Source organism: Dyella sp. SG609, from assembly GCF_012275375.1.
GTDB classification, from domain to species: Bacteria; Pseudomonadota; Gammaproteobacteria; order Xanthomonadales; family Rhodanobacteraceae; genus Dyella_D; species Dyella_D marensis.
This window is the reverse complement of sequence record NZ_JAAZQJ010000001.1, coordinates 305234-319363: the sequence shown is the minus strand read 5'-3', so window position 1 is coordinate 319363 and position 14130 is coordinate 305234. Positions and strand designations below refer to the sequence as shown.

Genomic DNA, 14130 nt, shown 5'->3' with positions numbered 1-14130 from the left:
CGTACCGATCAGTGCGTGTCGGGCCGCGCGGCGACGCGGGCCGCGATCTGGTCCGCCAGGTCGGCGGCATCCTGGCCGGCCGCGTGGACCGCCTCCAGGATGGAGGCCGTCTGCAGCCCGCCGGGGCGCGAAGCCTCGGCCAGCGCCCAGGCACGCGCGGCGCGGCGGCCGCTGCGGCAGTAGAGCAGGACGGGTTTCTGGCCTTGGGCCAGGTTGCGGCCCAGCGCCTCGACGGCGCCGGCGGGCACGTCCCCGTGGCTTACCGGAATGTAGTCGAAGGCAAGGCCCTGCCCCGCGGCGGCAGTGCTCATCGCACTGGCGGGCGGCTGCCCGGCGACTTCGTTATCGGGGCGCAGGTCGATCACCGCGCGGAATCCCTGCGACTTCAGGCTGCCCAGCTGCTCAGGCCCGATCTGCTCGGAAATCCATACGCCCGGCGCCAGCTGCCTCACATCCAAGCGTGCCTCCGCTTGCGCATGACGCACCGCGCTCACGTGATCGAACGCGGACGTAGCCAGCACCGCTACCGCTCCTAGAGCGATCGCAGCAAGAAAAGTCCAACGCAACTTAGGCATCTTCCCTGCCCTCTATCGCCGGGATCGGCGCGGCCCGGCCAGTATGGCCGGGCCGCGCTGGCGTCGATCAGGCTTCCTCGAGCGCTTCTTCGGACGCCGTGGTCTTGCCACCGCCACTCACCAGCAGGCGGGCGCGCAGTTCGCGGTCCACTTCGTTGGCGATGTTCGGGTTGTCGCGCAGGAACTGGCGCACGTTCTCCTTGCCCTGGCCGATGCGGTCGCCCTTGTAGCTGTACCAGGCGCCGGACTTCTCGATCAGGTTCTGCGCCACGCCCAGCTCGATGATCTCGCCTTCGCGCGAGCTGCCCTCGCCGTAGAGGATCTCGAACTCGGCCTGGCGGAACGGCGGCGCCACCTTGTTCTTGACCACCTTGACGCGGGTTTCCGAGCCGATTACTTCCTCGCCCTTCTTCACCGCGCCGATGCGGCGGATGTCCAGGCGCACCGAGGCGTAGAACTTCAGCGCGTTGCCGCCGGTGGTGGTCTCGGGGTTGCCGAACATCACGCCGATCTTCATGCGGATCTGGTTGATGAAGATCACCAGGCAGTTGGACTTCTTGATGTTGGCGGTGAGCTTGCGCAGCGCCTGGCTCATCAGGCGGGCGTGCAGGCCGACGTGGGAGTCGCCCATCTCGCCTTCGATTTCGGCCTTGGGAGTGAGCGCGGCGACCGAGTCGACCACCACCACGTCCACCGCGCCGGAGCGCACCAGCATGTCGGCGATTTCCAGCGCCTGCTCGCCGGTGTCGGGCTGCGAGACCAGCAGGTCGTCCACGTTGACGCCCAGCTTGGCGGCGTAGGTAGGATCGAGCGCGTGCTCGGCGTCGACGAAGGCGGCGGTGCCGCCGTTCTTCTGGCAGTTGGCGATCACCTGCAGGGTGAGCGTGGTCTTGCCGGAGGATTCCGGACCGTAGATCTCGACCACGCGGCCGCGCGGCAGGCCGCCCACGCCCAGCGCGATATCCAGGCCCAGCGAGCCGGTGGACACGGTGTCGATGACGTCGTCGGTGCGGTCGCCCATGCGCATGACCGCGCCCTTGCCGAACTGCTTCTCGATCTGGCCGAGGGCGGAAGCGAGCGCCTTGCGCTTGTTGTCATCCATCGTCTTGTATCCCGAATGCGTGAGGAGTGGCGGTTAAGTGGAAAGCATGATGCGCCGGCCGTGTCTCAGGGGCTGCGATCACGCAGACAGGCAGTATCCCATACCGGTCAAGCCTGTCCGTGTAGGCGAACCCCGGTCAGTCGGTCAGCGCCTTGCGCACGCCGGCGAGGGCGGCGGCCACGGTCTGGCGGCGGATCGCCTCGCGGTCGCCGTCGAACTGGAACAGCCGGCCGTGCGCGTAGCCGCCGCGGCGCTTCCAGCCGATCCACACCGTGCCCACCGGCTTGTCGGCGGTGCCGCCGCTGGGACCGGCGATGCCGGTGACCGCCACCGCCATGCCGGCGCCGAAGCGCGCCAGCGCGCCGGAAACCATCTCCAGCACGGTTTCCTCGCTGACCGCGCCGGTGCGTTCGAGCGTGCGCGGATTGACGCCGAGCAGCGCTTCCTTCGCCTCGTAGCTGTAAGTGACCACGCCAGCGTCGAACCAGGCCGAGCTGCCGGGCAGATCGGTCAGCGCCTTGGCGATCCAGCCGCCGGTGCAGGACTCGGCGGTGACCAGCATGAGCTTGGCGGCCAGCGCGGCCGCGGCGACGTCGCGGGCAAGCGCGGCGAGGTCGGCGTCGGTGGGGACGGACGGCAGTGACATGAAAACTCCGTGGGGAAACGGCCGCATCGGATCGACGATGCGCAGCGGGCTGTTCTACCCCTTATGCGCGCGTGGGCCAAGACTTGACGGGGGCGCCACTTGGCCGTGGCGGTGGCCGCTAGAAATCGTAGCTGCCGCTCAGCAGCACGCTGCGCCGCTCCACCAGCGGCACGAAGCTGTCGTCGAAATCGTCCGCGCGCAGTGCCCGGCCCAGCAGGTTGCGCACGCCCAGGGTCACGCTCCAGCGCGGCGCGCGATAGAAGACGTTCGCGTCCAGGCTGTATTGCCCGGGGTTGCGGAACACGGTCTGGCCGTCGGTCAGCAGTCCGTCGGCGTGGCTGCGCGCATGCACGCCGGCGCCGACGCCCCAGCCGGCCCGCGCCGCCGGATCGAAGCGGTAGCTGGCCCATGCGTCCACCCGGTGCCGTGGCGCGCCCGGCACCGGCGAGCCGTCGTGCTTCTCCACCCGCGCGTAGGTGTAGCTGGCGCTCACGTCCAGGCCCGGCGCCAGCCGGCCGTTGAGCTCCGCCTCGACGCCCTGGTTGGTCTGCCCCGGCCCGCGGTAGCCGAAGTACGGCGGCTTGGGCGAGATCAGGTCGGTGCTGCGGTCCAGCGCGATGCGGTACCAGGCCACGGTCAGGCGCGCCCGGTCCTGCGCCAGGTCGAACTTGGCGCCGGCCTCCAGCTGGCGCGACAGCACCGGCAGCAGCGGCTTGCCGTTGCGGCCCAGCACGGTGTCGGGCTGGAAGCCGTGCGACAGGCTGGCGTACAGCGCCACGCCGGGCGCCGGCTTGTAGACCAGGCCGAGATTGGGCACCCACTGCACTTTGCGCCGCACCCACGGCGAGCCGTCGCGGTGCTGGGTCGACAGCACATAAGCGGCACGGCGGATCGCCACCAGCGCATTCCAGTGTTCGCCCAGCTGCATGTGGTCCTGCAGGAACAGGCCGCTGTCGGTCACCCACGGGTCGCCGGAGAAGGCGAACTTGTTCATGCCGAACGGATGCAGCTCCTGGTCCGAGGTCAGCGAATCGACCGGCGGCAGCTTCGCCCCGCCCAGGATGTCGATGCTGCCGTCGCCGAGCGTGGCCTGCACGTCCTCGAAGCGGCCGACGCGGGCGCGCGAGTAGTCGAAGCCGAGCATCACCTTGTGGCGCGTGGAGCCGGCGTCGAAGGCCGCGACCAGCTCGTTCTGCAGCGTGTAGAACGCGTCCTTGTAGCGGTATTTGTCAGCCAGCGCGAAGGCGTTGCCGTCGTCCTGGAAATAGATCCACCAGGCCTGCATCGTGCCCACCTCGTCCACGTACTGCGCGCGGCTGCGCAGCGACCAGACGTCGTCGAAAGCGTGCTCGAACAGGTAGTAGTAGCGGGTGGTGCGGAACAGCGCGTGGTCCTGCGCATTGCCCAGCAGCACGTCCCGCGGCGTCGCGGAAGCGGCGCTGTCGTCCGTCCAGGCCACGTGGTCCGGCACCGGAAAGCGGTTGACCATGCGCGACAGGCCGAGGATCCACTGCGTATCGCTGCCGTCCCAGCCCAGCGAAGGCGCCACGAAGTTGGTGCGCCGGCCCGCATAGCCCTGCGGCGTACGGTCGGTGCGGTCGGCCGAGAACACCAGGCGGTACAGCCAGCGGCCGTCGCGATCGAGCTTGCCGGCGAAGTCGCCGTCCAGCTGCGTGTCGCCGTGGCTGCCCAGCGCCCAGGTCAGCCGGTGCACCGGCGCGGCCTGCGGTTTCTTCATCACCAGGCCGATCAGGCCGCCGAAATTGTTGTTGCTGGAGACATCGCCCAGGATCGACTGCGGCCCGCGCGGCACTTCGATGCGGTCCACCGCCACCAGCGGCGGCAGGTCGCCCACGCCGACCACCGCATTGGGCATGCCGTCGGTCAGCCCGTTGCCGGTGCGGAAACCGCGGATGCGGAACTCCGGCAGGCCGACTTCGGTATCCAGGTATTGCACGCCGGCCAGGGTGCGCAGCGCGTCGGGCACGGTGCGGTCCTGGCGCGCGTCCATCAGGTCGCGCGTGACCACGCCTACCGACTGCGGCAGGTCGGCCGGATCGGCCTCCAGGCGCGCGGAGCCGCTGGCGTAGTCGGCGCGGTAGCCGTTGGCGAACAGCCCGATCGACTGCACCGCCGCCAGGTTGGTGACCGGCACCGGCGGCGGCTCGGCGTGGCCCGGCGCGGGCGCGGCCGCCGGCTTGACCACCACCGTATTGCCGCCGATGAAACGATAGGTGAGCGAGGTGCCGCGCAGCAGCTCGGTCAGCGCCGCCTCGCGGGCGAACGAGCCCTGCACCGGCGAAGAGCGCAGCGAGGCGGCCAGATCGCCGGAAACCAGCACCTGCACATTGGCCTGCCCGCCGTAGGCGATCAGCGCCGGCGCCAGCGGCTGGGCCGCGATGGCGAACGGCTGCGTGGCGGGGACAGCGCTGTCATCACCGGCGGCGGCAAGCGTCCATGGCGACGCCATGATGCAGCCGCAAACGAACAGCCAACCGAAACGCCGCATGTCCCCCGCCGCTTCCCCGACGAAAACCGCGAGTGTGACATGGTCGACAATTCATTAGGAATTGTTCTTATGCGACGGGAGCCGGCATCGATTCAGCCGGATACCCGCCAGGCTTGCGGCTCACTGACGCGCGATCGGCCCCCGGTCGCTCAGCACCACTTCGTCCGGCCGCATCTCGACCCGCAGCGGCAGCACCTGCGGCAGCGCTTCCAGCCAGCGGTCGATGGCGTCGGTGCGGATGGTGCCGGTGAAGGCCAGCGCGGCCAGCTTCGGATCGGCGATGCGTACCGGCCGCTTGCTGTAGCGATTGAGGCTGGCCACCACCACGTCCAGCGGCTCGTTGTCGAACTCCAGGCGGTGCTCGCGCCAGGAGGCGGTGCGCGCCGGATCGGACTGCGCCACCTGCAGGCCCTGCCCCGGCACGTAGACGATGCGCTGACCGGCGGTGGCTTCCTGCACGCTCACGTTGCCGGGCGCGTTGACCATCACGCGGCCCTCGGCCACCTCGATCATCACCCGGTCGCCGCCGCGCCGCACGTCGAACGAGGTGCCCACGTCGCGGATGCGCACTTCGCCCACGCGCACCTCGAACGGCATGTCGTCCGGGGCGATCTGGAAGAAGGCCTCGCCTTCGCTCAGCTCCACCCTGCGCAGGTTGCTGTCGAAGCGCGCGGCGATGCGCGAGGCGCCGCCCAGCGCCACCCTGGTGCCGTCCGGCAGCAGCACGTCCTGGCGCTGCGCCACCTGGCTGGCGTAGTCGCGCGCCACCGTGGCGGTGAGGAAAGTCCAGGCCAGATAGCCGCCCGCGGCGGCCGCCACGAAGCCCGCGGCCAGCGCCATCGGCAGCCATGGACGCGCGCTTTTCTTCGCGCGCGGCGTGGGCAGGCCGCGCCGCAGTACGTCGCGCGAGGCGCCGTCCAGCTGCACCACGTCGTCGGCGAGCGCGCCCAGGCGCTCGAACGCGGCGAGGTTTTCCTCGCGTGCGGACCATGCAATCCATTGCGACAAGGTCGCCTCGGACACTTCCGGCTCGCGCAGGCGCAGCCACCAGTCGGCGGCGGCGCGCAGGCGCGCTTCTTCGATCGTCGTGATGCCGGACATCAGCCTTCCTCCAGCTGGTCGACCCGGGCGCGGCAATGCGCCAGGGCCCGCGTAACGTGATAGCGCACCATGCGCTCGCTCAAGCGCATGGCATTCGCCACCGCGCGGAAATCCAGGCCTTCGATCATGTGCGCCATGAAGGCCTCGCGTGTTTTCGGCGGCAGTTCGCCCAGGGCCTGGCGCAGGCCGTGCAGGCGCTCCACCGCCATGGCCCGGCGCTCCGGCGCGGGCGCGGTCTGCGGCTCGCGGATCGCCACTTCGTCCACCGCCCTGGCGTGGATGCCGCGCTGGCGCAGGCGATCCATGGCCAGGTTGGAGGCGGTGCGGAACAGATAGGCGCGCAGGTCGTCGACGCCTTCGGGACGCTCCAGCGTCAGCATGCGCACATAGGCTTCCTGCGCCACTTCCTGCGCATCGGAAATCGACTGCAGCCGGCACTGCAGGAAGGCCAGCAGCGCGCGGTGATGCGTGCGGCACAGCTCCTCCAGGCGCGCGACGTGCGCGGACGTGCGGGTGCCGGGCTGGTCGGTGGAAGGGCTCACGGTATCCACGCGGGCTCCTGCGGCAAAAAGGGCATGAACGGTGCGGCGGCGCGCGGCGCGGGTGCGGCCACGGCTTCGGCCTGCGGCGCCGCGCGGCCGAGCGCGGCGGTCAGCACGCCTTCCGCGGCCAGGCGCAGCGCCTCGCGGCGCCGGAACGCGGCACGGTGGTGGCTGGGCACGTCGGCCTCGCTCTTGCGCGGCGGCTCCACCGGCAAGGCGAACCAGCCGTCCTCGGCCACGCCATGCTGTTCCGTCCAGAACGCATCGTAATCCGCCTGGAACTGCCCGGCGCGGCGGCGGTTCAGCGGGTGGGCGCGATTGGCGATGCCGACCACGCGGGCGATGCCGGCGTGGCGCGCGAAGGCGCAGGCCAGGCCCAGCATCAGCTGCTTCGGGCGCAGGCCGTGCATCTGCTTGGTCAGCTCGCGCACCAGCTCGCGCGCATCGTCGCCGCCCGGCCCCTGCAGGCAGCCGATGGCCAGCGCGCGGCCGTCGTCGATCACCGTGCACACCACGCGATACAGCGTGCGCCCGCCGATTTCCTCCAGATGGATGCCGAACTCGCCTTCGCAGCCCTTGTCGATCGACGGGCGCAGGCTCAGCACCAGCTCGCTGCCGTCCTTCAGCGCCAGCAGGCCGATCGGCACGCCGCCTTCGACGTAGATGGCGTCGAACAGCGGCGCCGGCAGCCGCGCCAGCATGAAGCGGTAGTGCGAGAGCAGCGCGCGCAGGCGTTCGCGGCGGCGCCACTGGTCGTTGACGAAGCGGTGCAGATGGCGCTCGAACAGGCGCGGATCGCGGCGGCAGCAGGCATGCATGCGCGCATCGCCCTGCACGAAGCGCAGGTAGCCGGTATGCAGCAGCGGCAGGCATAGCGCGCGCGCCAGGTACTTGGCCGCTTCGCGCAGGCGGGCGCGTGGCGCGCGCGGCCAGTCCTGGCGCTGCCGCAGCGAGGCCAGCCAGCCGCGCCCCGGCACGGCGGGCGCCGGGCGGCGCAAGCCCGGCGCCAGCTTCAAGGCGCCGCCATCGGAGACGGTGAGACGGATGTTCAAGCGGAAAGCTCGCGAGTGACCAAAGACCCCCGGAGGACGAACTCGCGCGGCGTTTTTGAAATACCCCGGGATCGCGCCGTGCGTGCGGCCGATAGCTGCCGCGTCAGCGACTTACGTCGGGCTTACGGCATGGCGCCGGAAAGCGGCATGGATCGAAGCTGCCCCAGGCCGTATGCTTCGGCGCTTTCGCTCCATCTTCCCCGGCCGCCGCACTCTTCGCGGCCCGCGCCTGCCCGCCAGCGCCAGCCGGAAGAGCCACCGGATTGCACGGACACCGATGACGGACACGCATCTCGAACACACCCCGCTCATGCGCCAGTACCTGACGGCCAAGGCCGCGCACCCCGAGGTGCTGCTGTTCTTCCGCATGGGCGATTTCTACGAGCTGTTCTACGACGACGCGCGCAAGGCGGCGCGGCTGCTCGACATCACCCTCACCCAGCGCGGCCAGTCGGCCGGCCAGCCGATTCCGATGGCGGGCGTGCCGTATCACGCGGTGGAGAATTACCTGGCCAAGCTGGTGCGCCTGGGCGAGTCGGTGGCGATCTGCGAGCAGATCGGCGATCCGGCGCTGGCCAAGGGCATCGTCGAACGCAAGGTGGTGCGCATCGTCACGCCGGGCACGGTCACCGACGCCGCCCTGCTGGAAGAACGCCGCGACAACCTGCTGCTGGCCATAGCCGCCGGTCCGCAGGCCAGCTACGGCCTGGCCTGGGTGGACCTGGGCAGCGGCCGCTTCCTGCTCAGCGAAGTGCCCAGCGCCGAAGCCCTCGCCGCGGAGCTGGCGCGGCTGCAGCCGGCCGAGACCCTGGTCGACGAAGCCGTGGCCTGGCCCAAGCTGGTCAGCGGCCTGCCCGGCCTGCGCCGGCGCCCGCCGTGGCATTTCGACAGCGATGCCGCGCGGCGCGAACTGAACCGCTTCTTCGGCACGCGCGACCTCGGCGGCTTCGGCGTGGACAACCTGCCGCTGGCGATCGCCGCGGCCGGCTGCCTGCTCGGCTACGTGGAAGAAACGCAGAAGAGCGCGCTGCCGCACGTCTCCGGCATGTCGGTGGAAAGCGCCAGCGAGACCATCGCGATGGACGCCGCCACGCGCCGCAATCTCGAGCTGGACACGCACCCCAGCGGCCGCACCGAACACACCCTGCTCGGCGTGCTGGACGAAAGCGTGACGCCGATGGGCGCGCGCCTGCTGCGCCGCTGGCTCAACCGCCCGCTGCGCTCGCGCGAGGCGCTGCGCCGGCGCCACCAGGCGATCGGCGCGTTGCTCGACAACGCGTCAATGAACGGCCGCGGTTACGAAAGCCTGCGCGAACGCCTGCGCGGCATCGGCGACCTGGAACGCATCCTGGCCCGCGTGGCGCTGCGCTCGGCGCGTCCGCGCGATCTGTCCACGCTGCGCGACGGCCTCGCCGCCGCACCGCTGCTGCGCGCGGAAATCGCCGCGCTGGACAGCCCGCTGCTGCACGCGCTGGTCGAACGCATCGGCGACCATGCCGACAACGCCGCCCTGCTCGCCGCCGCGGTGGTGCCGCAGCCGCCGGTGCTGCAGCGCGACGGCGGCGTGATCGCCGACGGCTACGACGCGGAGCTGGACGAACTGCGCCGCCTGTCCACGCATGCCGACCAGTACCTGGTCGAACTGGAAGAGCGCGAGAAAGCCGCCAGCGGCATTGCCACGCTCAAGGTCGGCTACAACCGCGTGCACGGCTACTACATCGAGATCAGCAAGGCGCAGTCGGAAAAAGCGCCCACGCACTACACGCGCCGCCAGACCACCAAGAACGCCGAGCGCTACATCACGGAAGAACTGAAAACCTTCGAGGACAAGGTGCTCTCGGCCAAGGAGCGCTCGCTGATGCGCGAGCGCGCGCTGTACGAAGCGCTGCTCGACACACTGACCCAGCGCCTGGAACCGCTGAAATCCGCCGCCGCCGCGATGGCCGAGCTGGACGTGCTGTCCACCCTGGCCGAACGCGCCGCGACGCTGGACTGGAGCGCGCCCACGCTCACCGACGAGCCCGGCCTGCACATCGAGCGCGGCCGCCATCCGGTGGTGGAGAAAGTGCGCGCCGAACCGTTCGAGCCGAACGACCTGCATCTCGACGACGCGCGCCGCATGCTGGTGATCACCGGCCCGAACATGGGCGGTAAATCCACCTACATGCGGCAGAACGCGCTGATCGTGCTGCTCGCGCATATCGGCAGCTACGTGCCGGCCAGCGCGGCGGCGATCGGCCCGGTCGACCGCATCTTTACCCGCATCGGCGCGGGCGACGACCTGTCGCGCGGGCAGTCCACCTTCATGGTGGAGATGAGCGAGACGGCCAATATCCTGCACAACGCCACCGCTTCCAGCCTGGTGCTGATGGACGAAGTCGGCCGCGGCACCAGCACCTACGACGGCCTGGCGCTGGCGCGCGCGGCGGCGGTGCACCTGGCGGCGAGCAGCCGTGCGTACACCTTGTTCGCCACGCATTATTTCGAGCTGACCGAACTGGCCAGCGAATATCCCACTATCGCGAACGTGCATCTGGACGCGGTGGAATACGGCGAGCAGCTGGTCTTCATGCACGCGGTGAAGGAAGGCCCGGCCAACCGCAGCTTCGGCCTGCAGGTGGCGGCGCTGGCCGGCCTGCCGAAGTCGGTGATCGCCGATGCTCGGCGCACGCTGGCGGAGCTGGAGCGCGGCATGCACCAGCAGGCGTCGGCGGCGAAGCCGAAGGCGGACAGCTCGCCGCAGCTGGGCCTGTTCGCGCCGGCGGAACCGTCGGCGGCGGAGCGTGCGCTGGACGAAGTGGATCCGGATGCGCTGACGCCGCGCGAGGCGCTGGAGGTTTTGTACCGTCTCAAAGCCCTGCTTTGAGACGGTACACCGTGCTGTCTTAAGCGGCTGCCGGCACCGGCGCCGGGAACGGATCGCGCCAGCCCGGCAAGGCCATCAGCCGCTCATGCCAGCGCTCGATGTTGGCGAAGCCCGCCACCGGCAGGCGCGCTTCCTTCGCCCACGGCAACAGCACGCCGGCGCCGAAGTCGGCGATGCTGAGCTGGTTGCCTACGAGGTAATCGCGCGTCGCCAGGTGCGCGTCGAGCACCGCGGCGAAGCGCTTGAAGAAGCCGGTCGCCTCTTCCACCGCCGCGGCATTGGGCTCGCCCAGGCCGGCCCAGGGCTTGATGATGTGCTCGAAGTACAGCGAGCTGCCGTGGCGCGAGAAATGCACCATGTCCCAGGACAGCCAGCGCAGCACTTCCACCTGGCTGGCCGCATCCGCGGGCCACAGATCGGAACCGGCCTGCACAGCCAGGTGCGCCATGATCGCGGTGCTCTCCCACAGCCGCAGCTCGCCATCGACCAGCAGCGGCACCTTGCCGTTCGGGTTCTGCTCCAGGAAGGCCGGCGCGCGATGCTCGCCCTTGCTGAGGTCCACGCGGATGAATTCCACCGGGGATCCCAGGTACTTCGCCACCGCGCAGACCTTGCGCGGATTCATGGTCTCTGCGTAGTACAGCTTCATGGTCGTGCCTCCATAGGTGAGGGGCTCCTGCCCCGGGGGATGGCCACGAAGTCTGCCGGCGAACTTCATATGTTCAAGAACATATTCTGCGGCGGGAGTACGCTTGCGCGGCTTCCCTTCCCCTGCATGACGCCGCCATGCCCTATACCGCCGAACACAAGCAGAAAACCCGCGAGCGCATCGTCGAATCCGCGCGCGAGCTGTTCAATCGCCGCGGTTTTTCCGACGTATCTATTGACGAAATCATGCGGCAGGCGGGGCTGACCCGCGGCGGCTTCTACAACCACTTCAAGGCCAAGGAAGAGCTGTATGCCGAGACGGTCGCGGCCTATATGCACTTCGATCCGTCGCAGCGCTGGAGCGGTATCGAGTTCGACCCGGACGCCAAAGGCACCGCCTGCGCGCAGCAGATGGTGAACATCTACCTGTCCACCGCGCACCTGGAAGATGTCGAAGGCCATTGCCCGCTGGTGGCCCTGCCCGCCGACGCGGCGCGCGCCGGGCCGCAGGCGCGGATGGCCTACTGCAAGCTGGTCGAGCACATGGCCGGCATGCTCAGCGGCGGCCTGGAAGGCTGCGAGGGCGAGGAGGCGCGCAAGCGCGGCCTGGCCATCACCGCGCTGTGCGTGGGCGGCATGGTGTTGGCGCGCACCATCGACGATCCGGCCTTCGTCGAGGAAGTGCGGCTGGCGGCGCGCGAGATGGCCTTGAAGCTGATCGGCCCCGAGGCGGCTTAAGTCATAGCTCGAAGCTATCAGAAAGATCAGAACAATCTAGTTCACCTAAGGAACCCATCTGCGTAGATTGGGACGGCAAGCCAGCCGACGCCAGCCACTCCGACTAGAAGGAATCTCCTGTGAATCAAGATCCCCACATCGTCACGCCTACCTCCGAGACCGCGCCCGACGCGGGCCAGTCGAAGTGTCCCTTCCATCACGCCGGCAAGACGGGCACCAGCAACAAGGACTGGTGGCCCAACCAGCTCAATCTGAAGATTCTCCACCAGCATTCCCCGCTGACCGATCCGATGGATGGCGATTTCGACTACGCCAAGGCCTTCGGCGAACTCGACTACGACGCGCTCAAGCGCGACCTGCACGCGCTGATGACCGATTCGCAGGACTGGTGGCCGGCCGACTTCGGCCACTACGGCCCGCTGTTCATCCGCATGGCCTGGCATAGCGCCGGCACCTACCGCACCGGCGACGGCCGCGGCGGCGCCGGTGCGGGCCAGCAGCGTTTCGCGCCGCTCAACAGCTGGCCGGACAACGGCAACCTGGACAAGGCGCGCCGCCTGCTGTGGCCGCTGAAGCAGAAGTACGGCCGCAACATCTCCTGGGCCGACCTGATGATCCTGGCCGGCAACGTCGCGCTGGAATCGATGGGCTTCAAGACCTTCGGCTTCGCCGGCGGCCGCCCGGACGTGTGGGAGCCGGAAGAAGACGTCTACTGGGGCACCGAGACCACCTGGCTGGGTGGCGACAAGCGCTATTCCGGCGAACGCGATCTGGAGAACCCGCTGGCCGCGGTGCAGATGGGCCTGATCTACGTGAACCCCGAAGGCCCGGAAGGCAAGCCCGATCCGCTGGCCGCCGCCAAGGACATCCGCGAGACCTTCGGCCGCATGGCCATGAACGACGAGGAGACGGTGGCCCTGATCGCCGGCGGCCACACCTTCGGCAAGACCCATGGCGCCGGCCCGGCCGACCACGTGGGCGTGGAACCGGAAGGGGCGGACATCGAGGAAATGGGCCTGGGCTGGCGCAGCAGCTTCAACAGCGGCAAGGGTTCGCACGCCATCACCAGCGGCCTGGAAGTGACCTGGACCACCACCCCGACGAAGTGGGGCAACGGCTTCTTCGACAACCTGTTCGGCTACGAGTGGGAACTGAGCAAGAGCCCGGCCGGCGCGCACCAGTGGGTGGCGAAGGACGCCGGCGACGTGATCCCCGATGCGCACGACGCCTCGAAGAAGCATCGCCCGACCATGCTCACCACCGATCTTTCGCTGCGGATCGATCCGGCCTACGAAAAGATCTCGCGCCGCTTCCACCAGCACCCCGAGGAATTCGCCGACGCTTTCGCCCGCGCCTGGTTCAAGCTCACCCATCGCGACATGGGTCCGCGCGCGCGCTACCTCGGCCCGGAAGTGCCGGCCGAAGCGCTGATCTGGCAGGACCCGATCCCCGCCGTCGACCACCAGCTGATCGACGCCCAGGACATCGCCGCGCTGAAGGCCAAGGTACTTGCCTCCGGCCTGTCGACCGCCGAGCTGGTCTCCACCGCCTGGGCCTCGGCGTCCACCTTCCGCGGCTCGGACAAGCGCGGCGGCGCCAACGGCGCGCGCATCCGCCTGGCCCCACAGAAGGACTGGGCGGCGAACCAGCCGGAACAGCTGGCCAAGGTGCTGAAGGTGCTGGAGCGCATCAAGCACGAGTTCAATGCGGCGCAGTCCGGCGACAAGCGCGTCTCGCTGGCCGACCTGATCGTGCTGGGCGGCAATGCCGCGGTCGAACAGGCCGCGAAGCAGGCCGGCGTCGAGGCCACGGTGCCGTTCGCGCCGGGCCGCATGGATGCCTCGCAGGAGCAGACCGACGTCGAATCCTTCGCCGTGCTGGAACCGGTGGCCGACGGCTTCCGCAACTTCCTCAAGCAGCGCTACAGCGTGCCGTCCGAGGTGCTGCTGGTCGACAAGGCCCAGCTGCTGACCTTGAGCGCGCCGGAGATGACCGTGCTGGTCGGCGGCCTGCGCGTGCTGGACACCAACGTCGGCCACAGCCGCCACGGCGTCTTCACCCAGCGTCCCGGCACGCTGAGCAACGACTTCTTCGTCAACCTGCTGGACATGGGCACGGAGTGGAAGGCGGTGTCGAAGGAAACCTTCGAAGGCCGCGACCGCAAGAGCGGCGAACTGAAGTGGACCGCCACGCGTGCGGACCTGGTGTTCGGTTCCAACTCGATCCTGCGCGCGGTCGCCGAGGTCTACGGCAGCGCGGACGCCGAGGCGAAGTTCGTGCGCGACTTCGTGGCGGCGTGGGGCAAGGTGATGGAGCTGGATCGGTTCGAGCTGAAGTGATGTTGTTCGCAG

11 protein-coding genes are annotated in these 14130 nt (G+C 69.5%); 3 read left to right on the top strand and 8 right to left on the bottom strand.

All coding sequences use genetic code 11. From position 1 onward, the window contains the following. Positions 1 to 8 precede the first annotated feature (8 nt). The 7 genes from FHW85_RS01490 to FHW85_RS01460 all read right to left on the bottom strand — a co-directional run bounded on the left by FHW85_RS01490 (position 9) and on the right by FHW85_RS01460 (position 7527). Positions 9 to 452, bottom strand: a complete 444-nt coding sequence (locus FHW85_RS01490) for a sulfur transferase domain-containing protein (RefSeq protein ID WP_343203663.1) — start codon at positions 450 to 452, stop codon at positions 9 to 11. 190 nt (positions 453 to 642) lie between these two features. After that, the gene (gene recA, locus FHW85_RS01485) at positions 643 to 1677 is read right to left on the bottom strand and encodes a recombinase RecA (RefSeq protein ID WP_167254367.1); all 1035 of its coding nucleotides are present in this window, start codon (positions 1675 to 1677) and stop codon (positions 643 to 645) included. A gap of 136 nt (positions 1678 to 1813) precedes the next feature. Continuing rightward, positions 1814 to 2323 (bottom strand): CinA family protein, encoded by a 510-nt coding sequence (locus tag FHW85_RS01480; RefSeq protein WP_167254365.1) that lies wholly within the window; start codon positions 2321 to 2323, stop codon positions 1814 to 1816. A gap of 118 nt (positions 2324 to 2441) precedes the next feature. Continuing rightward, a complete protein-coding gene (locus tag FHW85_RS01475) occupies positions 2442 to 4793 on the bottom strand; it encodes a TonB-dependent receptor (protein WP_167254363.1) in 2352 nt (783 codons plus the stop codon). Between the two features lie 159 nt (positions 4794 to 4952). Further along, positions 4953 to 5933, bottom strand: coding sequence for a FecR domain-containing protein (locus FHW85_RS01470; protein ID WP_167254361.1), 981 nt, complete (start codon positions 5931 to 5933; stop codon positions 4953 to 4955). Beyond that, positions 5933 to 6484 (bottom strand): sigma-70 family RNA polymerase sigma factor, encoded by a 552-nt coding sequence (locus FHW85_RS01465; protein WP_343203580.1) that lies wholly within the window; start codon positions 6482 to 6484, stop codon positions 5933 to 5935. Before FHW85_RS01465 ends, FHW85_RS01470 begins: the two co-directional genes overlap by 1 nt. Continuing rightward, positions 6472 to 7527: a DUF535 family protein gene (locus FHW85_RS01460; protein ID WP_168647086.1), complete on the bottom strand. Its 1056-nt coding sequence runs from the start codon at positions 7525 to 7527 to the stop codon at positions 6472 to 6474. The genes FHW85_RS01465 and FHW85_RS01460 overlap by 13 nt, the downstream gene beginning before the upstream one ends. 277 nt (positions 7528 to 7804) lie before the next feature. Here FHW85_RS01460 and mutS point away from each other — a divergent pair, with 277 nt between their 5' ends. Then, the gene (mutS, locus tag FHW85_RS01455; protein ID WP_243867999.1) at positions 7805 to 10393 is read left to right on the top strand and encodes a DNA mismatch repair protein MutS; all 2589 of its coding nucleotides are present in this window, start codon (positions 7805 to 7807) and stop codon (positions 10391 to 10393) included. A 19-nt stretch (positions 10394 to 10412) separates the two neighbouring features. Here the strand turns inward: mutS and FHW85_RS01450 are convergent, their stop codons facing one another. Then, entirely contained in the window at positions 10413 to 11042 is a 630-nt protein-coding gene (locus FHW85_RS01450) for a glutathione S-transferase family protein (protein WP_167254357.1), read from the bottom strand. 137 nt (positions 11043 to 11179) lie between these two features. Here FHW85_RS01450 and FHW85_RS01445 point away from each other — a divergent pair, with 137 nt between their 5' ends. After that, positions 11180 to 11779 carry a TetR/AcrR family transcriptional regulator gene (locus tag FHW85_RS01445; RefSeq protein WP_168647085.1) on the top strand — a complete coding sequence of 200 codons (600 nt, stop codon included), beginning with the start codon at positions 11180 to 11182 and terminating at the stop codon, positions 11777 to 11779. A 137-nt stretch (positions 11780 to 11916) separates the two neighbouring features. Further along, complete coding sequence (gene katG, locus FHW85_RS01440) at positions 11917 to 14118, top strand: catalase/peroxidase HPI (protein ID WP_168647326.1); 2202 nt, start codon at positions 11917 to 11919, stop codon at positions 14116 to 14118. Positions 14119 to 14130 lie beyond the last annotated feature (12 nt).